The 18,634-nt window shown below is 43.2% G+C and carries 15 protein-coding genes and 1 pseudogene; 8 read left to right on the top strand and 8 right to left on the bottom strand.

All coding sequences use genetic code 11. The features are described 5' to 3' along the window. The coding region (locus LEP1GSC060_RS01205) for a transposase (protein ID WP_036095069.1) at positions 1-623 on the top strand (623 nt) is incomplete at its 5' end. A gap of 232 nt (positions 624-855) precedes the next feature. Here LEP1GSC060_RS01205 and LEP1GSC060_RS01200 read toward each other — a convergent pair. Next, positions 856-1,305: an NHL repeat-containing protein gene (locus LEP1GSC060_RS01200; protein WP_002994316.1), complete on the bottom strand. Its 450-nt coding sequence runs from the start codon at positions 1,303-1,305 to the stop codon at positions 856-858. Positions 1,306-1,625: 320 nt separating this feature from the next. Here LEP1GSC060_RS01200 and LEP1GSC060_RS01190 point away from each other — a divergent pair, with 320 nt between their 5' ends. The 3 genes from LEP1GSC060_RS01190 to LEP1GSC060_RS01175 all read left to right on the top strand — a co-directional run bounded on the left by LEP1GSC060_RS01190 (position 1,626) and on the right by LEP1GSC060_RS01175 (position 5,457). Further along, on the top strand, positions 1,626-2,726 hold the full coding sequence (locus LEP1GSC060_RS01190) for a CaiB/BaiF CoA transferase family protein (RefSeq protein ID WP_338041938.1): 1,101 nt from the start codon (positions 1,626-1,628) through the stop codon (positions 2,724-2,726). A gap of 275 nt (positions 2,727-3,001) precedes the next feature. Further along, positions 3,002-4,165, top strand: coding sequence for an acyl-CoA dehydrogenase family protein (locus LEP1GSC060_RS01180; protein ID WP_002994356.1), 1,164 nt, complete (start codon positions 3,002-3,004; stop codon positions 4,163-4,165). 353 nt (positions 4,166-4,518) lie between these two features. After that, positions 4,519-5,457, top strand: coding sequence for a cytochrome-c peroxidase (locus LEP1GSC060_RS01175; protein ID WP_002994350.1), 939 nt, complete (start codon positions 4,519-4,521; stop codon positions 5,455-5,457). 245 nt (positions 5,458-5,702) lie between these two features. On the opposite strand, the gene LEP1GSC060_RS01170 is transcribed toward LEP1GSC060_RS01175, so the two are convergent. Together LEP1GSC060_RS01170 and LEP1GSC060_RS01165 are read right to left on the bottom strand one after the other, a co-directional pair. Next, positions 5,703-6,665: a porin OmpL1 gene (locus LEP1GSC060_RS01170; protein WP_002994332.1), complete on the bottom strand. Its 963-nt coding sequence runs from the start codon at positions 6,663-6,665 to the stop codon at positions 5,703-5,705. Positions 6,666-7,106: 441 nt separating this feature from the next. Further along, the gene (locus tag LEP1GSC060_RS01165) at positions 7,107-8,318 is read right to left on the bottom strand and encodes an acetyl-CoA C-acetyltransferase (RefSeq protein ID WP_002994344.1); all 1,212 of its coding nucleotides are present in this window, start codon (positions 8,316-8,318) and stop codon (positions 7,107-7,109) included. Positions 8,319-8,724: 406 nt separating this feature from the next. Here LEP1GSC060_RS01165 and trhO point away from each other — a divergent pair, with 406 nt between their 5' ends. Then, positions 8,725-9,837, top strand: coding sequence for an oxygen-dependent tRNA uridine(34) hydroxylase TrhO (gene trhO / locus LEP1GSC060_RS01160; protein ID WP_002994346.1), 1,113 nt, complete (start codon positions 8,725-8,727; stop codon positions 9,835-9,837). Here the strand turns inward: trhO and LEP1GSC060_RS01155 are convergent. Further along, positions 9,813-10,742, bottom strand: a complete 930-nt coding sequence (locus LEP1GSC060_RS01155) for a bile acid:sodium symporter family protein (protein WP_002994334.1) — start codon at positions 10,740-10,742, stop codon at positions 9,813-9,815. The genes trhO and LEP1GSC060_RS01155 overlap by 25 nt on opposite strands. A gap of 4 nt (positions 10,743-10,746) precedes the next feature. Beyond that, positions 10,747-11,907, bottom strand: a complete 1,161-nt coding sequence (locus LEP1GSC060_RS01150; RefSeq protein ID WP_002994313.1) for a TauD/TfdA family dioxygenase — start codon at positions 11,905-11,907, stop codon at positions 10,747-10,749. 285 nt (positions 11,908-12,192) lie between these two features. Here LEP1GSC060_RS01150 and LEP1GSC060_RS01145 point away from each other — a divergent pair, with 285 nt between their 5' ends. Both LEP1GSC060_RS01145 and LEP1GSC060_RS01140 read left to right on the top strand, forming a co-directional pair. Further along, complete coding sequence (locus LEP1GSC060_RS01145; RefSeq protein ID WP_002994354.1) at positions 12,193-13,341, top strand: acyltransferase family protein; 1,149 nt, start codon at positions 12,193-12,195, stop codon at positions 13,339-13,341. 217 nt (positions 13,342-13,558) lie between these two features. Then, positions 13,559-15,013 carry a pectin acetylesterase-family hydrolase gene (locus LEP1GSC060_RS01140; protein WP_036095053.1) on the top strand — a complete coding sequence of 485 codons (1,455 nt, stop codon included), beginning with the start codon at positions 13,559-13,561 and terminating at the stop codon, positions 15,011-15,013. A gap of 291 nt (positions 15,014-15,304) precedes the next feature. Here LEP1GSC060_RS01140 and LEP1GSC060_RS01135 read toward each other — a convergent pair whose 3' ends face one another. Together LEP1GSC060_RS01135 and LEP1GSC060_RS01130 are read right to left on the bottom strand one after the other, a co-directional pair. Then, complete coding sequence (locus LEP1GSC060_RS01135; RefSeq protein WP_002994348.1) at positions 15,305-16,063, bottom strand: indole-3-glycerol-phosphate synthase; 759 nt, start codon at positions 16,061-16,063, stop codon at positions 15,305-15,307. Positions 16,064-16,069: 6 nt separating this feature from the next. Further along, positions 16,070-16,402: an STAS domain-containing protein gene (locus LEP1GSC060_RS01130; RefSeq protein WP_002994326.1), complete on the bottom strand. Its 333-nt coding sequence runs from the start codon at positions 16,400-16,402 to the stop codon at positions 16,070-16,072. Between the two features lie 77 nt (positions 16,403-16,479). Here LEP1GSC060_RS01130 and murD point away from each other — a divergent pair, with 77 nt between their 5' ends. Next, positions 16,480-17,922, top strand: coding sequence for a UDP-N-acetylmuramoyl-L-alanine--D-glutamate ligase (murD, locus tag LEP1GSC060_RS01125; RefSeq protein WP_002994340.1), 1,443 nt, complete (start codon positions 16,480-16,482; stop codon positions 17,920-17,922). Between the two features lie 103 nt (positions 17,923-18,025). Here murD and LEP1GSC060_RS20905 read toward each other — a convergent pair. Further along, a pseudogene (locus LEP1GSC060_RS20905) lies at positions 18,026-18,634 on the bottom strand (IS4 family transposase); the annotation flags it as partial.

Below are 18,634 nucleotides of genomic sequence, written 5' to 3'. Positions count from 1 at the left end.
ACAAAGAATACGACAAAGTTAAAAACATTCATATCACTAACAATATGCAAAAGAAGAAGGAATGGCTTAAGGAATATGCGAATACGAAAGGAAATCTGTTTTCATTACGTTTTGTCAGCTCAAGATATAAAGACGGACAAGTCGGAATTTTTGTCACCGATCTTCCCGATTCCGAATTTTCAAGAGAAGATATTGTTTCCCTCTACGGCAAACGTTGGAATATAGAAACTCATTTTCGTTTCGAAAAATATTCTCTTGAATTGGAGAATGTAGCATCCAAAACTTCAATCCGATTTCTTCAAGAATATTATGCAAAAATCTTAACATTTAATCTTGCCTCTCTTCTAATCCAAGAAGCGCAAATAGAATACGATCAATCGATTCAAAACAAAAAAGTAAAAACAAAATATGATTATAAAATTAATAGAAATATCGCGATCGGCATTCTAAAAGGAGAACTTCCAAGGTTACTTTCTGGTACTGAACCGATGAACTCCGTTTTTGATGAAATGAAAGCCGAACTTTTAAAACATCGGCTACCTGTCATTCCAAATAGAACCTTCAATAGAAAACATAAAGTTCGAAAACGTAAGTTTGAAATCTATTACGGCAGAGTCTCTTAAATTGACAGCATTGGTCCATAGGGGCGCGAAATAGGAGGTGGGAAGACTCGTGAGGCTTTTCTCTATCAGAAAATCATACTTTTTGCAAGTAAAAAGCTCCATTCTTGTCGGAACACTTGAAAAATGTGCGAATTTGATCCTTCTTATTTCAAAAACCTTCTTAACTTGTGGGGTTGGTTATGCCTTTTTCTAGAACGCTACAAGGTCAAACTGACCTCTAACTCCTATCCACTCATTCAAACTTAACCTGAAAGATTTGATTCTCCGAACTGTCCGCGACGAGAAGTCTTTGATTGGCGCAGTCAACTTTTACCACGCCGATTGCCATAAACGTATGAGGAACGGTGGAAACGTTGAGAGCCGGATCAACGATTCGGATTCTGTTGGAAAATACGTCGGACACGAACATGGTTCCGATATTGTCGAGAGAAATATGAGCGGGACCGTAAAAGGACGCGTTTAAACCGTTCCCGTCCGCGCTCGTTCCGATCCCGGTTCCCGCAAATACACTGACGACCGGATTTTCCGTAACCTTAAGAGTACAAAGATAACATTCCGTAAGGATACAATTCAGGATCGTATTTTCCGCCCAAGCCTGACTCATTAAAATACTCGGATTATAAACGGAAGAGGTGGAACAAGAAACGAATACCAGGATCGAAATCGGAATTCGGTAAAACATTTTAACGTCCCTACAAAAATTAAGATAAAAGAATATACTCCTTCGAAAAAAAAACGATGGAAAAAAACGTTAGGAAATTTCTTTTTTCCCAAAATTAAAACAAAAATTAAAATAGGATTTTCGAAAAAAGAAATTACAACTGAAAACTTGGACGGCTGGATTCTCAAAAACGCGTTTAAAAAAAGGTATCTCAATTTGTTCTTTTTTGCTCAATGGGAAAAGATTCTTTTTTGAGAGGTTTGAATTCGATGAACAAAGGTCCACTTTCCGGAGTAAAAGTAATCGACTTGAGTTTGCTGCTTCCGGGTCCGCTTTGCTCCATGTACTTGGGAGATATGGGGGCCGACGTGATTAAGATTGAAAATCCGAGGGCGATGGACGCGACTCGAGTTATGTTTAAAAAAGCGAACGGAGCCCCTTCCTTATTTTTGATGCTCAATCGAAATAAAAAAGCGATCACGCTCAACTTAAAAAAAGAAAAGTCCAAAGAAATACTTTTTAAACTATTAGAAGATGCTGATATACTTTTGGAGGGATTTCGACCGGACGGACTTGCCAAGATGGGACTCGGTTACGAGGATCTGAAGGATCGCTTTCCTCGTTTGATCTACTGCGGTATCTACGGATACGGAACGGAGGGAAAATACAGGGACTTTGCGGGACACGACGTAAACTATCTTTCACTTTCGGGAGTTCTATCGCAAACCGGTAAAACGCCCCAGATCCCCGGTTACCAACTTGCGGATATCGGAGGAGGAACGATGACGGCTCTCGCTTCGATCTTGGCGGCCTTGTATGCGAGGGAAAAAACCGGGAAAGGACAGAAGATCGCGATTTCCATGATGGATTCCTCCCTTCCGTTTTTATCCTTGTACGGAGGAATATTTGCCGCCACCGGAAAAAATCCGGAAGGAGGAAACGAATTACTTTCCGGTAAATTACCGAATTATAATGTATATCAAACCAAGGAAGGGCGCTGGGTCGCGTTAGGCGCTCTTGAAGATATGTTTTTTAAAACCTTTTTGCGTCAGTCCGGATTGGATAAACATTTGGAGGAATTTCCGGCGGAGGAAAAAAACTTTTCCAAGTGGAAGGAAATTCTAACCTCTTACTTTGCGTCCAAAACCTACGAAGACTTGAATTTTCTTTTTGAGAACGAAGATTCCTGTCTGACTCCCGTTAAAACGATGGAAGAGGTCACTAAGGATCCGGTTTTAAGGGAAAGGGGAATGATCCTGGATAAAAAACATTCCGAATACGGAGATTACTTTCAATTCGGGGCTCCTTTTCCATTCTCCGCAACGCCGGTTACGTATCGTTTGGATCCGCCCAAACACGGGGAACATAATGTGTCGATCTATCAATCTCTCGGATATACGGTGGAAGAAATCGAAACGATGAAGAAAGAAAAGGTGATCTGATTTCGCTTGGAACGTTTAAGAGCGCCGGAAAATTTTTGAAACCATATCTTTTGAAAGCTGAACAGAACGTTCGTTCTTTGAAATTTGAGAGAAAAACGGCTTTTAAAGCGATTTCTAAATAGGACGGTTCTCGGCTTGGAAATTTTAAATATAAGATAAATAAAAAAGATAAAAAACAAACGAACCGTCGATTTTTTCATTCCTATTTTGGTTTGATCTAATCGCTGTAAAAAAAAAAGTAGGATCAGAACACTCTCGTAAGAAGGGAAAAACCGATGTACCAGGAATTTACCGAACAACAGATCGAAATCAGAGACCAGATCCGCAATTTCGTGAAAAAAGAAATCACACACGAAGTTGCAATCCACTGGGACGAAGAAAATAAACATCCCGAAGAACTCATCAATCGAATGAGAAAAGAACTGGGAGTCAACGGTTTGACCATCCCCGAAGAATACGGCGGTTGGGGACTCGGTTCCGTTGAACAGTGCCTCGTGACCGAAGAACTTTCCAGAGGTTGTCTCGGAATTTCTCTTTGTTTCGGTTACACGGGTCTTGGAATCCTTCCTATCCTGAAAGGAGCTTCTCACGAGCAAAAGAAAAAATGGCTGCAACCGGTGGTTGACGGAGAGTTCGGCGTATCGTTTTGTCTTTCCGAGCCGGGTGCGGGTTCCGACGTTCCCGGTATGAGTACGACCGCCGTTAAAAAAGGCGACAAGTGGGTCATCAACGGAACCAAACAATGGATCACGGGAGGCGGTAGCGCCGGAGCTTATACGGTATTTGCATACACCGATAAGGGAAGAGGAACCAGAGGAGTGAGTTGTTTCTACGTTAAGAGAGACACTCCGGGTTTAACCGTCGGTAAAAAAGAAGATAAACTCGGAATTCGCGCATCCGATACGCGTCAGATTATCTTTGAAGATTGTGCCGTGGAAGAAGCGAACATGATCGGAAAAGAAAACTTAGGATTTATTTATGCGCTTCAAACTCTAAACGCTTCTCGCCCTTACGTGGCGGCGATGGGTGTGGGTGTGTCGCAAGCGGCTTTGGATTACGCTTCCAAATACGCAAGACAAAGAGAGCAGTTCGGATCCAAGATTTCCAGCTTTCAAGCGGTGCAGCACATGCTTGCCGATATGTCCATCGGTTTGGAAACTTCCCGTCAAGTTACTTATCTCGCAGCGAGAATGTCCGACGCCGAGGATCCTAGACTTCCGAAATATTCCGCAATCGCAAAGGCGCACGCTTCCGAAACCGCGATGAAATGCGCTCTGGATGCGGTTCAGATTTTCGGCGGATACGGTTACACGAAAGAATATCCGGTTGAGAAGCTGATGAGAGACGCGAAAATCCTTTGTATCTTTGAAGGAACCACTCAAATTCAGAAAAACGAAATTGCGGCTTACGTGATCCGCGAGGCGGCATCGGCTAAATAAGAATATTAGAATTTTCTAAACTGCGTTCGAATCGGAAACGCGTTTAGAAATTCTGCGGGGCGGAGACGCAGTTCTCTAAAATCTTGATGGAACCGAAGAAGGCGTTCGACGTTACAGTCGGCGCCTTTTTTATTTCGTCTCGCTTTGGATTCCCGAAATCGTTGGAATTCAATCGAGGCGTTTTGCCGGGATAACGCACAAACTAAAAGTTCTAAGTTCCGTTTTCTATAAAATCATAACTTGCCGCGAAGAGTCGTTTGAAACGTGGTTTGGACCTAATTCCGAATATGTAATCAAAATTGTTTTAAATTAGAATTGACAGAATTATTGCACGTTCAAACGATTGACCCAGAATGGCCCGGATTTTATTCATTTTGTTTCTGCTTGTTTTCGGCGGCTGCAAAGAGCCGGTTCAAAAAACGGAACTGGAAGGTTTTGTAGTAAAAAACGTAATTCATCCCAACAACAATCCATACAATAAGGATAAAGTGGAATTGGGAAAACTGCTCTACTTTGATAAACGACTTTCGCTCAAGGAAGACACGAATTGTGCGATCTGCCATTCGGTGGAAATTCAAAATTCGGAAAAAAGTTCTTTACCAAGAAATAAAATCCACAATTCTCCCGCTCCTTCTCTTACAAATGTGGGTTTGTACAAGGATGTGTTTGCCGATCCTCAAGCGAACGATCTGGAAGAGATCGTAAAGGAAAGGGTTCACACGGCGGTCATGCTCAAGGATGAAAAAACAATCGTAGCGAGACTCAACCAAGTAAGCGAATATAGGGAACTTTTCGAAAAATCTTTCGGTTCTCCCGGAATTACGATGGATCGGATCGTAAAAGCGATTTCGGCGTTCGAAAGAACGATCCTATCTAAGAATTCCAAATTCGATCGTTATGTATTGGGTGAAGAATCGGCGCTTACTCCCGCTCAAAAACGCGGTTTGGACGTGTTTATGAACAAGGCCAAGTGTTCTCAGTGTCACAAAGGACCGAACTTTTCGGATTCCGAAAAACATACAACCGGTCTTAGTGGAATCGTACAAAAAGTGAGAACCCCTTCTCTTCGAGACGTAAGTAGAAAAAACGAGTTCATGCATAACGGAGAATTTACAAGGCTGGAAGACGTTGTGAATCATTTCGTAAACGGTGGTGTGAAAGGTTCGATCGAAGACCCGCTTCTAAAACCTGCCACCATTTCGGAAGAAGAGAAAAAGGATCTGATCGAATTCCTGAAATCTCTGGAAGGTGAAACTCATCCATTAGAAATGCCTAAAATACCAAGAGCCTAAAAAAGATCTTTGCTCCGCCGCTGTCGATTTTTTTCGTTTAAGAGTTTGTCCCAAGAGCCTAAAAGAAAAACGCGGGAGTTCCCACGCTTCGAGTGACTATGGATTTAGTGGTTATAGGGGATCGTGACTTGAAAGAAAAATCTTACGTTTCGAGTGGCGAGATCTATTGAATCGAGGAATTATAAAAAAGGCCCTCATAAAGAGAGCCTTTTTTGCAAATGGAACGTATAAGATTTGATTCAATCTTAGAGTTCGTGTTTGTAACCGAATCTGTAGATTTGTCCACCGACAACGATCGGATAAGCTGGATAAGGAGAAAGATTGGTAGCTCCTCCTAAGGACTGAGTTTTACCTACCGCATAAGCCGCGGACATGATCGTTTCCAGTTCTATAAATACGTGGCCTTTGTCCGTCACTCTCGCTTGAGTTCCGATTAAAAAGTTCGGAGCAATTCCCGACGCTCTAAATCGAACGTGTTCACGAGTGGTAATCGGATCCGTTCCGTCGGATATAAGGTTTGCAACACTATTCACTCCTGCGGCAGCTAAAATATCGTGACCACCCTTGAGGTTGTTCATTCCGTTTAAAGACCATCCTCCGTTGAAGTAGTTCAAACCGGCTCCCATATAAACCGCTGCATCTTCGGTAACGTTCAATTTGATACCGACGGTTGCAGGAACAAGGATAGAACTGAATCCCCAAGTCATATCGACGATGTTGTAACCCGCGATATCAGCCTTTGTAACCCCACCGGAGATTTTTTGAGTATATTCCAACGCAACTCTCCAGAAGAAATACTTTCCGAAATCGGATTCGTAACCTACCATCAAGTTACCGCCGACCATAGCGCCGTTGGTAGTTCTTGCATTGATCAGACCGCCGGTTGTCCTATCAAGAGTGATCAATTTGTTTTCAGCCGGAATCGCTTTTCTCGGGGCAACTCCTACATAGTTCCCTTCGCCTGCGGCTTTGGAAGGATTTTGAATACAAGCAGGATCGCCTGCGCCTACTGCACAAGTATCCGTTGATCTAGCCGGGCCATAAAAACTTGCAGCGTCCAAACCGTCTTTTGTGATCGTTCCACCTAATTGACCCAGGTCTAATTGTAACCCGAATCCTACAATTCCGTATGTTTTTGCACTTAGACTTGCAGCCGACGACAATACTATGGCTAAGACAAGCAACACCTTACACATGTTACGAACCATTGATAACTCCTTACTCACGATTCAATTGAAATTTGATTGTGTGGCCGAAAGTTTTATATCTTGTTTTTATAATCCCGGACACAGGGTGAAACTTTAGAAGTTCATGAATCACTGTCAAACAGGTTTTCGTAAAAAGGTTGAAAAGTTTCCAAAATTCTCAAAGGGAGAATGAAACTCCTTTTATTTTTTGTAACAGTTGTTATGTGCTAAAGTAGAATCATGAATCGACGTAAACAAGGAAGAAATTTTAGCAGGTAGGTTCTAGTAAATAGTGGTTAGAATTCAGATTTCAGAGATTTTACAGAAGAGAAAAATCGTACTTTGTTAAAGTCTAATTGCTCTTTTAGGAAAAGATATCTGAACTCTGATTTCTATTCACTAGTATAGTGCACCAAGCGATTCATAAAGAGTAACATCGCTTGGTTTCTTTCGTGCAGGTTCTTAGATTCTTTCGATGATCGTGGCGATTCCCATGCCGCCGCCGATACAAAGGGTAATCAAAGCATAACGTTTCTGTCTTCTTTCGAGTTCGTCTAACGCGGTTCCGAGAAGGATCGCGCCGGTTGCTCCGAGCGGATGACCGAGAGAAATCGAACCGCCGTTTACGTTAATCTTTTCAATAGGAATGTTAAGCGACTTCTGAGTGTATAATACAACGGAAGCGAATGCTTCGTTGATTTCCCAGAGATCGATATCGTCGGGTTTGAGTCCGGCTATCGTTAAGGCTTTTTTAGAAGCGGAAACGGGGCCCGTTAACATGATCGTCGGGTCCTCGCCTGTGGAAGCCATGGCAACGATTTTAGCGCGGGGTTTCAGACCGTGTTTTTTAATCCCTTCATCGGAAGCGATCAGAACGGAAGCCGCTCCGTCAACGATCCCGGAAGAGTTGCCTAACGTGTGGATGTGTTTGATCTTTCCGATTTCAGGATAAGACTTGAGTGCGATCGCATCCAATTCTTTTTCTCCGATCGTTTTGAACACGGGACCGAGTTCGGAAAGCCATTCGAACGTGGATTCGATTCTCGGATTTTCGTCCGTATCTACGACGGTTCCGTCCTCGGTTTTCACCGGAATGATGGATTTTTTGAAGTAACCTTCTTTGATCGCTTTGTCCGCTTTGATCTGAGAAGATTCCGCAAAACGATCCGCTTCCTCGCGGGAAATTCCGAACTTGGTTGCGATGAGGTCCGCGGAAATTCCTTGCGGAACTAAGTTATAGTGTTTTTGAATATTAGGATTTCCTATATTAAAATCCCTTCCGTTCATATCCGCTCCCATTTTTACTCGGGACATGGATTCCACTCCGCCGCCGAGGGCGATTTGCATGGAACCGGATTGTACGTGATTGGCGGCGTTGTTGACGGCTTGAAGTCCCGAACCGCAAAAACGGTTTACGGTATAACCGGGAACCGAGTTCGGCCAGAGCGCCGACATGACCGCATAACGCGCAATACAAGCCGCTTGATCGTCCACCTGGGATACACATCCCATGACAACTTCTTCCACGATTTCGGGTTTGATTCCGTTTCTTTCTTGGATCGCGTTTAAGGTCGCGGCGGAAAGTTCCTGCGGGTGAATGCTCGCAAGAGTTCCTCTTTTTTTACCTTTTCCTCTCGGAGTTCTAACGGCGTCGATTACATAGGCGTTTGACATTGTATTACCTCGCTGTCGATCGATCTACTTGAGATTCGATTGAACAGCTGTTTTGTGAATTTGGGTGTTCCGGTTTCTATTTTGAAGAGGCGGGGGAGTTTGCAATTCTTTTTGCGGGAACTCCGATATAACTCAATGCGGCGGACTTTATGGATCGCACGGAAAAACTTGGTACAACGCAGGGGCGCGGGAAGGGATCGATGCGGAGTCAATAAATTGAAAATGAAACCGAATATTTGGTATTCTGTTGTTATCTCAATTTATTGACTGAAGCGGAGAGCCCGGTCCGTCGTTTGGGCGGAGCCCAAACGACGGAGCCGCCCAAACCTTATAAAGTCCTAAAACCTATCCGCTAACCCTTAGAAACGCTTGTCAGGAAATCACTCAATTTCAGAGTTAAGAACGTATGACCAATCGGGACGATCTTCCAAAAAAGACGGAAACGAAAAAAAAACGTCTCCTTCATAATATCTACGGAAAAGAGATTCTGAACAAACGTTTGGAAGCGGAGAATTTTCAGAGAACGACTCTTTCTTTTTATCGTTATGTCATCTTAGAAAACGTGCGGGAACTCAGAAATCGGCTTTATGAAGAATGGGAAACCCTCGGAGTTCTGGGCAGAATTTACATCGCAAGAGAAGGTATCAACGCCCAACTTTCGGTCCCGTCCCACAATCTGATTTTTTTTAGGGAGAATTTGGATTCCAGAAATCAGTTCAAGGATATGCCGTTCAAAATCGCCGTGGAAGACGATCGTAAATCCTTTTTAAAACTCGATTTAAAAGTAAAAAAGAAAATCGTCTCGGACGGGTTGGACGACGACGCGTTCGATGTGACTAACGTTGGAAAACATCTTTCCGCTGAAGAATTCAATCTTCATTTGGAAGATAAGAACTCGATCGTGGTCGACGTAAGAAATCATTACGAAAGCGAAATCGGTCATTTTGAAAACGCGATTCTCCCGCAATCCGATACGTTCCGGGAAGAGTTGCGGATTTTACTCGAACTTTTAAACGGAAAAGAAGATCAGAAAATTCTAATGTACTGCACGGGCGGGATCCGTTGCGAAAAAGCCAGCGCCTGGCTCAAACATCACGGATACAAGGACGTCAATCAGTTACACGGAGGAATCATTTCCTACGCGCACGAAATTTCTCAAAAGGGTCTCGAATCCAAGTTTAAAGGAAAAAATTTCGTATTTGACGGACGTCTTCAAGAGACGATCGGAAACGAGATCATTTCCACATGTCATCAATGCGGCGAAAAAAGCGATCGGCACGTAAACTGCGCCAATCCGGGTTGTCATATCCTTTTCATTCAGTGTGAATCCTGTTCCGATAAGTTCGAAGGATGTTGCACGCAGGAATGTGGAATCGTTTTACATCTTCCGATAGAAAAACAAAAGGAAATCCGAAAGGGAAAATCGAACGAGAATCGTTTTTTTACGAAGTCGAGAATTCGTCCGAAAATTTCCGAACTCTATCAGAATCAAAATCAAAAACCTTTTGAAACCGCTTGAGCCGTTAAGTCGGAAGCCCTTTTCGACCAGAACCAAGCGAGTGTCACACCCGCGATCGCGTGCCAAATTCCCCAGACCGCCGCGATGATCGCCATACTTCCCTGACCTCCGAAAAACGTGAAGATCAAAACGAGTCCTAGTCCCGAATTTTGGATTCCGGTTTCTATCGAGATACAACGCGCGTCCTTTTCGTCCAAACGCATCAGTTTCGCAAAATAATATCCCAATAAAAAGCCGGTAGTGTTCATTAGAAAAACGTAAATAAATACTTTGTGAATTACCTTAAAAAATATTTGATAATTGGCGACCAGCGCCGTCAGTAAAAACGCCGCAAAAATAAAACCCGAAAGAATTTTGAGAGGTTTTGCAAGTTTTGAAGTGATTTTCGGCAAGTATCTTTTTGTCAAAAGACCGAGAAGGATCGGGATCACTAGTATCATTAAGATCGCTTTAAAAACGTCCCCAGGATCGAGGGCGATTTCTTTTAGAGTCGTTTGAACGGGCGGATATAAATTTCCCCAGAAGAAAAAGTTAAACGGAGTCGCAAAAATCGCAAGCGCCGAAGAAAACGCCGTTAGAGAAATCGAAAGCGCGGTGTTCCCCTTTGCAAGAAAAGTGATAAAGTTGGAAATGTTTCCTCCCGGGCAGGCCGCGACTAGAAGCATTCCGAGTGCGATTCCGGGCGGCGGATTTAAAATCCAAAGAAGTAAATAGGTCGCAAAAGGAAAAAGGACGAATTGCGATAAGATTCCCGCGATCGACGCTCTGGGTTTGTCTATGAGTAGTTTAAAATCTTCTAATCTAACTTCCAAGGCGATTCCGTACATAATCAACCCCAGAAGAAAATTCAAAAAAGCTAAATTACTTTCGTTGAAATGAATCCGAATTCCGTCCAGTTCCGACATCGTTTCAATCCGCCCAGGCTACGAAAATTTTTCTCGGACCGGTAAACGGATGCCTTCCGTGAGAGACGGAATAGTTGTCGATCACGAGTACGTCCCCGTTCTGCCAGGAGAAAAGGGAAATGTTATTCCAGAAGGCGTTTTGAATCCGAGACAATTCCCGAGTCGAAATTTCTTGACCGTCGCCGTACGTGCAATGTGTGTCCAAGTATTCTTTTGAGGTTGTGATCTTTTTGATCAAGGTAAGGATTTCGAGCGCGATTCCGACTAAAAAACCGCGGATCGTTTTTTGGCGGGCAAAAATTCTCCAATATTCTTTCCGAGCGGCGTCGATATGAAACACCTGAGAATGATTGTGCCAGGCCGACGATTTGAATTCGGGATGTTTACGAATCGCTAATGTAGTGTTGGTGAGTCTTAGATTGTCCTCGCCGAACCATTCCGTTTTGAAGTTCTGTTTTTTGGAAATTTTTTCGACCTCGTTTCTATCCTTTGTTTGGAACATTTCGTCCCAACGTTTGGTTTTCCAAAATTGAAAACGGGATCGATTGGAAGGACCGTCGTAAACCCTGGAATAACGAATTTTTTCCTTTTCGAATTTTTCACGTATGGAAGCGGGAACGTCGTTCAAAACCTTTCTGAGATCGGTGATCGGAGTTTCTCCGAACTTGCCGGGAGCCTCTCCGCAATAGAAAAAAAGTTTTTTAGGAGGGGAATCCAGAAAACTCATCTCCGCGTGTTGCATGATGGGATACGCGGGCGGAAGTTCCGTTGCCGTAAACGTATATTTCGTCACTTGATTTCTAGGAGAGGTTCCTAGATAATTGTTTTTCAAATTCGAGTCCACGTTGAGAATGACCTCCTCGAAATCTTGAGGAGTAAATACGTCGAATCCTCTGAAAAGTATCGCTCCGTATTCTTTGAGGTCTTCGGTTAACGCGCGTTTGTTGGTTTTGATCCATCGAATCAAAACCTGTTTACTTTTTTGATCCGCCGAGTTCGGTTGATAAACGACGGGAAGCGGATTTTTAGGATCGATGAATCCTTTGGAGAAACCGCCGGAGGATGGCGCGGTTTTTGTCGTTTTTTTTTCGGAAGAGGTTTGGGTTTTCGGTTTAGACCGTGTTTTATTTTTTGTATTAGATTTAGAAAAAGTGTTAGTTGCCATATCAATTACTTCCCCGAAAAAGATTCTCAAATCGTACTGCAAAGATCGGTTTGGAAAAGGTCTTTTTATTACGATGAAGAATGCCCTTGTTTTTGGTGCAAGAAGTATTTAATATAGCGGATAAAAATTTAATAAATTGGAGTGAATTCCTTTCGAACGTGCTTCGAGTGACTAGGGATTAGTGACTAGAAATTAGGAACCGTTGTAGGTTACAGCCCTAACTCCTAATCCCTAACCCCTGACAACGTTCTCTCATTTGCGGAAAGGAAATTTCAAAGGTGTCGTTTGGAAAAGAAATCGGCTCAAAGTAAGAATCGAATTTTATCCTTGGATTTATTCCGAGGAACGACCGTAGCCGGGATGATCCTCGTGAACAATCCCGGTTCTTGGTCTTTCATCTACTCCCCTTTAAAACATGCCGAGTGGAACGGTTGTACTCCGACGGATTTGGTGTTTCCGTTTTTTCTCTTTGCGGTGGGGGCATCTATTTCAATTTCATTATATTCAAAAAATGAAATCAATCGACGGACCTGGCTCGGAATTTGTATCCGAAGTGCGGCGTTGATTTTGATCGGACTGTTTTTGAACTTTTTCGGGGAATGGACTTTCGCAGAACTTAGAGTTCCCGGAGTTTTACAGAGAATCGGATTTGTGTATTGGGTCGTTGCGTCTTTGTATCTCGTATTTCCGGGAAAGAAGGTATGGATTTTTTTGATCTCGATCTTATTCGTTCATACATGGATTTTGAACTACGTCGCCCCTCCCGGACAATCGATCGTATCCTTAGAACCGGGAAAGGACATCGGAGCCTGGATCGATCGAACGATCTTCGGAGAAAAACATCTCTGGAAGTTTTCCAAAACTTGGGATCCGGAAGGATTTTTTAGCGGGATTTCATCGATCGCAACTTCCTTATTCGGAGTCCTGTGCGGATCGATTTTTGTTTTAAAAGAAAACAGCGCCAAAAAGCGGATTCCGATTCTTTTCGGATCTGGAGTTATACTCACGTTAGTCGGCTTGTTATGGAATTCGAGTTTACCGATGAATAAAAGTCTTTGGACCGGAAGTTATGCGGTTTATACGGCGGGGCTCGCTTTTATTTGTATGGGATTTTTTGAATTCTTAAATTTGCGGGTTCCTGCGAGCGAACGGAACGGATCGACTTTGGAAACCGTCTTTCAACCGTTTCTCGTATTCGGTAAGAACGCGATTTTGGTTTTTGTCGGTTCCGGAATCGTAGCGAGACTTCTCAATCTCTGGACGATCGAGGGAAAAAACGGAAAATCGATCAGCGTCAAGGTTTACCTGTTTTCTAAAATGGTTCTCATTGCGGACCCGTATTTTGCATCTTTGTTATATGCGATTTTTCATTTATTGGTTTGGTGGGGAATTTTAAGTTTCTTGGATAAAAGGAAAATTTATATCAAAGTTTGAAACGATTCCAGTGCGGTTTTTTAGAAATCGATCGTAAAAAAACGATTCGCGATTCCGAATCCTTCGAATTATAGGCCGTCCATTCCCTGACAAAAAGATGATCTTAGTATCGAAACTTACTGGGGGGAGTTCGATTTTTTTCCGTATCGATTGACTTTCATTCATAAGAGTTTTATTATTGACCAGTTCAAAAGCGATACTAAGGGGCTGGAAAGAAATGAAACAATGGATCCTATACTTCATGACAATTTGTACGATTCTCGTCTTTGCGGATTGTAAGAAAGACAACGACGACGATAAGGACAAAACGTTTCTCGCGTTGGTACTAGCGGATCTTTTGTACAATCCTTACGAAAAGATCACTCCGTCCGCCGGGACGATCACCGTTGCCGGGGCCAATTATACGAACAGGGCCTACAATCCTTCCTGTTCGGGAGCGAGCGGGAACACAACGTTTTCCATCTATAGAAAAAAGGTAAGCGCATCCAATAAAAAACTTCTCATCAATTTTATGGGGGGAGGGGCTTGTTGGAGCGGATACAATTGTTTCGGAACCAATACGACCACTTATTTCAATCAACTCAATACCGTCCCTGAATTGTTCGTAAAATACGTGTTTCAAGGAGTGATGAACGAGAAGAACGGTTCGAACCCGTTCAAAGACTACGATGTCGTTTTTATTCCGTATTGTACGGGAGATCTTCACTTCGGTTCCAAGGATATGACATATACGGATCCGAATACGGGAACTCAAACGGTCGTAAAACATAGGGGTTACGATAACGTACTCGCCACTTTGAAATACATTCAGTCGGAATATCCCGGAGTTCAGAATGTGTTCGTAACCGGACAAAGTGCGGGCGGGTACGGTGCTTTGTTGAACTATCCGATCGTTCGTGAAACGGTTGCGGGATTAAATACATCAGTAAAGATTAATATGCTTTCCGATGCGTCTAACGGAGTGGTTCCGGCCGGATTTTTCCCCAATCTAAGTACTCAGTGGGGAGCCGATCCGAGTATTCCGACATGGGTAACGGGGATCGCGGCCAATTATTTCACGGTCGGAAATCCGTCCATCCAGGATTTTTTTACAAAGGTTTCGACGTATTATAACGGTTCGGGAGATAAAACGGGACAATACACGGCCGTCTTTGACGGAAATCAAAGATTCTTTTACAAGGTGATGAATATCATCAACGCGGCTCCGGTATATACCGATGAAAAAACGACCGATCCAAATGATTCCTCCAAAACCTATTCCGCGTTATTCGGAGACAGCGACGGAAGTTCGATTCCGGACGGAACTCCCGCATCCACGGACGGAGCGACCTGCGGCTGGACACAACAAGCGGTTACTTCTATGAATGGAATTTCGGGCGGGGCGACCAATTATTCGTATTATATCGCACCGGGAGACGTGCATACGATCAGCACTTCGGAAGAAATGTATAAAGTGGATTCGGGAGGAACCAACTTCGTAACTTGGCTCACGACTCTTTCTACGGGAGCAAAGCCGGGTAACGTGAAGTGTACGAGCAACGGCGGAAGTTGTGTCGCTTCCAATCTGATCAAGAGTAAGATCAATCTTTCCTTGAACGAGGCCACTTCGGATCAATCGTATACGAATCGTAAAAACTTAGCGACTACCTGCGGGCCGATCGCCGGGCTCTAAAATAAAAACGGGTTTGATGTAAAAAATCGGGACTTAAAGTTCAAACCTTCTTTTTTTTACAAATCGTTTGGGCGGCTCCGTCGTTTGGGCGAAGCCCAAACGACGGACCGGGCTCTCCGCTTCAGTCAAGTTATTGTGTTTCATATTAGTACATTCAATTTCCGTAATTCCAATAACTTGACCACGCATCGATCCCTGCCGAAGCGCTATAAATTCCCGTCGCGCGCGACGGGACAAGTCCCGAGTAAAAGGAAAGATAAAAACGCGGTTATTTCAGAATACAATAAAATACTAAAATAGATCCAACCAGGCTTTGCGGATATCCGGTTTCTCCATAAAATAAGTTCCGATCAAAGCGGCGTCGACCGATTTACGAAACGTATCCAGGTCGGAACGGTTTTTCACGCCGGATTCGCCCACCTTCACGATGTTAGGTGGTAGGAAGGCGCAGACTTCTTCGACCAGATTCGGATGGATTTGGAACGTATCCAAATCTCTCGTATTGATTCCTACGATTTCGGCCCCGCAGTCCAGGGCGAGTTTCGCTTCATCGGACGTGTGAACTTCGACAAGACAATCCATACCGAAAGAGGACGCGGACTTTAAAAACGATTTGATTTGTTCGGGAGATAGGATTCTCACGATCAAAAGAATTGCGGAGGCGCCGAAGGCCCTCGCTTCCCGAATTTGGATTTCGTCCAGGATAAAATCTTTTCTTAAAACCGGAATCTTCAATTCGGAGGAAACGTTTTTCAGATCCTCCAAGGAACCTCCGAAATAATCCCGATCCGTAAGAACGGAAACGGCGGAAGCTCCCGAATTTTCGTATGTTTTAGCGATTAGAACGGGATCGTAATCGGAGCGGATTTCTCCGGAGGAAGGACTCTTACGTTTGCATTCCGCGATGATGGAAAAGGTTCTGCTTCTTAAAGACTTTCCGAGGCCGAGTCCCTGATAAGGGGCCGGCTCCCAATCGGCGATTTTTTTGATTTCGTTTCGTTTTGTGGAGATGATATCCCGGAGAACCCGGTGGAGTTGAGAAGAGGACATTGAGGCTTAAAAGGATTTGAAAGCCTCGTCTTCGGATTCACAAATATCAAAAAGAGACGTGAGTTCGATTACGTCGAAGATCCTTTTAACGGCGGGTTTGATATTACTGATTTTTAATGAACCTTCTTTGGAATTCAATTTTCTAAGGGTGGAAATACAAGCTCGAAAACCGGACGAGGACATATAATCCACTTCCTGCATATTCAGAATTACTTTTTTATGACCTTGATTGTCGATCAGGTCATTTAGATTTTCCTCAACCTCGTTGGCGATGGAAACATCCAAACGTCCTTTGAGATAAACAACCAAAACACCGTCGCGTACTTTGTGATCAAGCAAGGGAATATCCTTAGTTTTGCTACTGACAACTATCGGGGGCGAAAATAAGCTGTCAATCACTGTTCAACGGTCTAAAAATGAAATTTCCCGAGTCCTTGAAAGGTCTGAAGATTCTTGTTCTGGGAGGAGGAATCTCCGGAAATTCCGCAATTGATTTTTTAATCTCCGAAGAAGCACGACCGATTCTCTGCGATCGAAATCGACCCGAGTCGATCGACGTTCCCTTTTTTTATGACACTGCCGATCCGAAAACTTTTCCCGAAATTTCACTGATCGTTAAGTCGCCTGGAATTTTACCCACGCATCCGGTTCTTTTATACGCGGCCGAAAAAAAAATTCCGGTTCTTTCGGAGATCGACCTCGGAAGAAATTTTTTTCAAGGGAAAATCATCGGCATTACGGGAACCGACGGAAAGTCCACAACCACTTCCCTTACGGCGCACCTTTTGAAAAAAGATTTTCCCGATCTCAAAGAAGGGGGAAATCTCGGAATTCCTTTTACATCCTTTTGTAAAGAATCGATTTCCTTGGCCGTTCTAGAACTTTCCAGTTATCAGCTTGATGATTCCTTTCCGCTTCGTTTGGATGTGTCCGTACTTTTGAATCTTGCCCCCGATCATTTGGAAAGACACAAGACGATGGAAAATTATTTCAACGCGAAACTCAAGATTGCGAACCTCTCCGACAATAATCATTGTTTGATCGTATCGGAAAAAATCAAAGAAAGAATTTTGAGTTCGACTTCCTTTCAATGTAAACTTTTAAACTTCGGAAGAAGTCCCGAGTCGAACGCGTTTTTGGATGAAAATTCTCTCAAAATCAAAACGTTAAAGTTCGTCTATGACATCTCAAAATTTCATCTCCCCGGAACTCATAATAGGGAAAATCTTGCCGCTTCCATTCTTGCCGCGGAATCGATCGGAGGAAAACCGGAATCAATCCAGGAGCAGATTCCGCTTTTTAAAGGACTTCCTCATCGTTTTCAGATCGCGGGGGAAAAACAAGGTTTGTCGTTTATCAACGATTCCAAATCCACAAATCTACACAGTATGTTGGCCGGGATGTCGACTTGGAAGAATTTGGATCGAACCTGTCTGATTTTAGGAGGAAGACCGAAACGGGAAGATCCGAAACCGCTTTATGATTTTCTAATGCACCAAATCGGTTGTGTCGTTTTGATCGGAGAGGCCAGGTCGGTTTGGGAAGAGGGGATTCGAAACGCGATCGGAGATCGATTGTTCTCCGTTGAAAATTTGAATGACGTATTTAGAATATTCAAAAAATGGTATCTACTTTCGGATTCGGCGGGCGACAAAAAAATCCGGTCTTCCGAACCGTTCGGCTTCGATACAAAAATCCGTTTACCCAACGGAACGAAAATCGAGTCCGTTGTATTCTCTCCCGCTTGCGCGAGTTTTGATCAGTATAAGAACTTCGAGGAAAGAGGAAATCATTTCCTTTCTTTGGTGGAGGACTTTCTCAATAACGCGGGTTCGGCGGTTGAAAGATCGGGCGAATAAGAAACTCGAGTCCGCAAAACTTTCCTGAACTCGAGTGCAACGTTCGCTATGGATCGCGTTGGGGAAACTTATGCAACGCTTCCTAAGGGACAATGCTGTCAATTTAAGAGACTCTGCCGTAATAGATTTCAAACTTACGTTTTCGAACTTTATGTTTTCTATTGAAGGTTCTATTTGGAATGACAGGTAGCCGATGTTTTAAAAGTTCGGCTTTCATTTCATCAAAAACGGAGTTCATCGGTTCAGTACCGAAAGTAACCTTGGAAGTTCTCCTTTTAGAATGCCGATCGCGATATTTTTATTAATTTTATAATCATATTTTGTTTTTACTTTTTTGTTTTGAATCGATTGATCGTATTCTATTTGCGCTTCTTGGATTAGAAGAGAGGCAAGATTAAATGTTAAGATTTTTGCATAATATTCTTGAAGAAATCGGATTGAAGTTTTGGATGCTACATTCTCCAATTCAAGAGAATATTTTTCGAAACGAAAATGAGTTTCTATATTCCAACGTTTGCCGTACACCTAGTATAACAATATCTTCTCTTGAAAATTCGGAATCGGGAAGATCGGTGACAAAAATTCCGACTTGTCCGTCTTTATATCTTGAGCTGACAAAACGTATGAAAACAGATTTCCTTTCGTATTCGCATATTCCTTAAGCCATTCCTTCTTCTTTTGCATATTGTATAGTGGTGTGAATGTTTTTAAC

Origin of the sequence: Leptospira weilii serovar Ranarum str. ICFT (genome assembly GCF_000332415.1) — a bacterium.
GTDB classification, from domain to species: Bacteria; Spirochaetota; Leptospiria; order Leptospirales; family Leptospiraceae; genus Leptospira; species Leptospira weilii_A.
This window is presented reverse-complemented; position numbering and strand designations above follow the sequence as displayed.

Bases quoted from the DNA above. Each gene is read 5' to 3' on its own strand.
- LEP1GSC060_RS01200 (WP_002994316.1), bottom strand. From the start codon at position 1,305: ATGTTTTACCGAATTCCGATTTCGATCCTGGTATTCGTTTCTTGTTCC.
- LEP1GSC060_RS01190 (WP_338041938.1), top strand. From the start codon at position 1,626: ATGTACTTGGGAGATATGGGGGCCGACGTGATTAAGATTGAAAATCCG.
- LEP1GSC060_RS01180 (WP_002994356.1), top strand. From the start codon at position 3,002: ATGTACCAGGAATTTACCGAACAACAGATCGAAATCAGAGACCAGATC.
- LEP1GSC060_RS01175 (WP_002994350.1), top strand. From the start codon at position 4,519: ATGGCCCGGATTTTATTCATTTTGTTTCTGCTTGTTTTCGGCGGCTGC.
- LEP1GSC060_RS01170 (WP_002994332.1), bottom strand. From the start codon at position 6,665: ATGGTTCGTAACATGTGTAAGGTGTTGCTTGTCTTAGCCATAGTATTG.
- LEP1GSC060_RS01165 (WP_002994344.1), bottom strand. From the start codon at position 8,318: ATGTCAAACGCCTATGTAATCGACGCCGTTAGAACTCCGAGAGGAAAA.
- trhO (WP_002994346.1), top strand. From the start codon at position 8,725: ATGACCAATCGGGACGATCTTCCAAAAAAGACGGAAACGAAAAAAAAA.
- LEP1GSC060_RS01155 (WP_002994334.1), bottom strand. From the start codon at position 10,742: ATGTCGGAACTGGACGGAATTCGGATTCATTTCAACGAAAGTAATTTA.
- LEP1GSC060_RS01150 (WP_002994313.1), bottom strand. From the start codon at position 11,907: ATGGCAACTAACACTTTTTCTAAATCTAATACAAAAAATAAAACACGG.
- LEP1GSC060_RS01140 (WP_036095053.1), top strand. From the start codon at position 13,559: ATGAAACAATGGATCCTATACTTCATGACAATTTGTACGATTCTCGTC.
- LEP1GSC060_RS01135 (WP_002994348.1), bottom strand. From the start codon at position 16,063: ATGTCCTCTTCTCAACTCCACCGGGTTCTCCGGGATATCATCTCCACA.
- murD (WP_002994340.1), top strand. From the start codon at position 16,480: ATGAAATTTCCCGAGTCCTTGAAAGGTCTGAAGATTCTTGTTCTGGGA.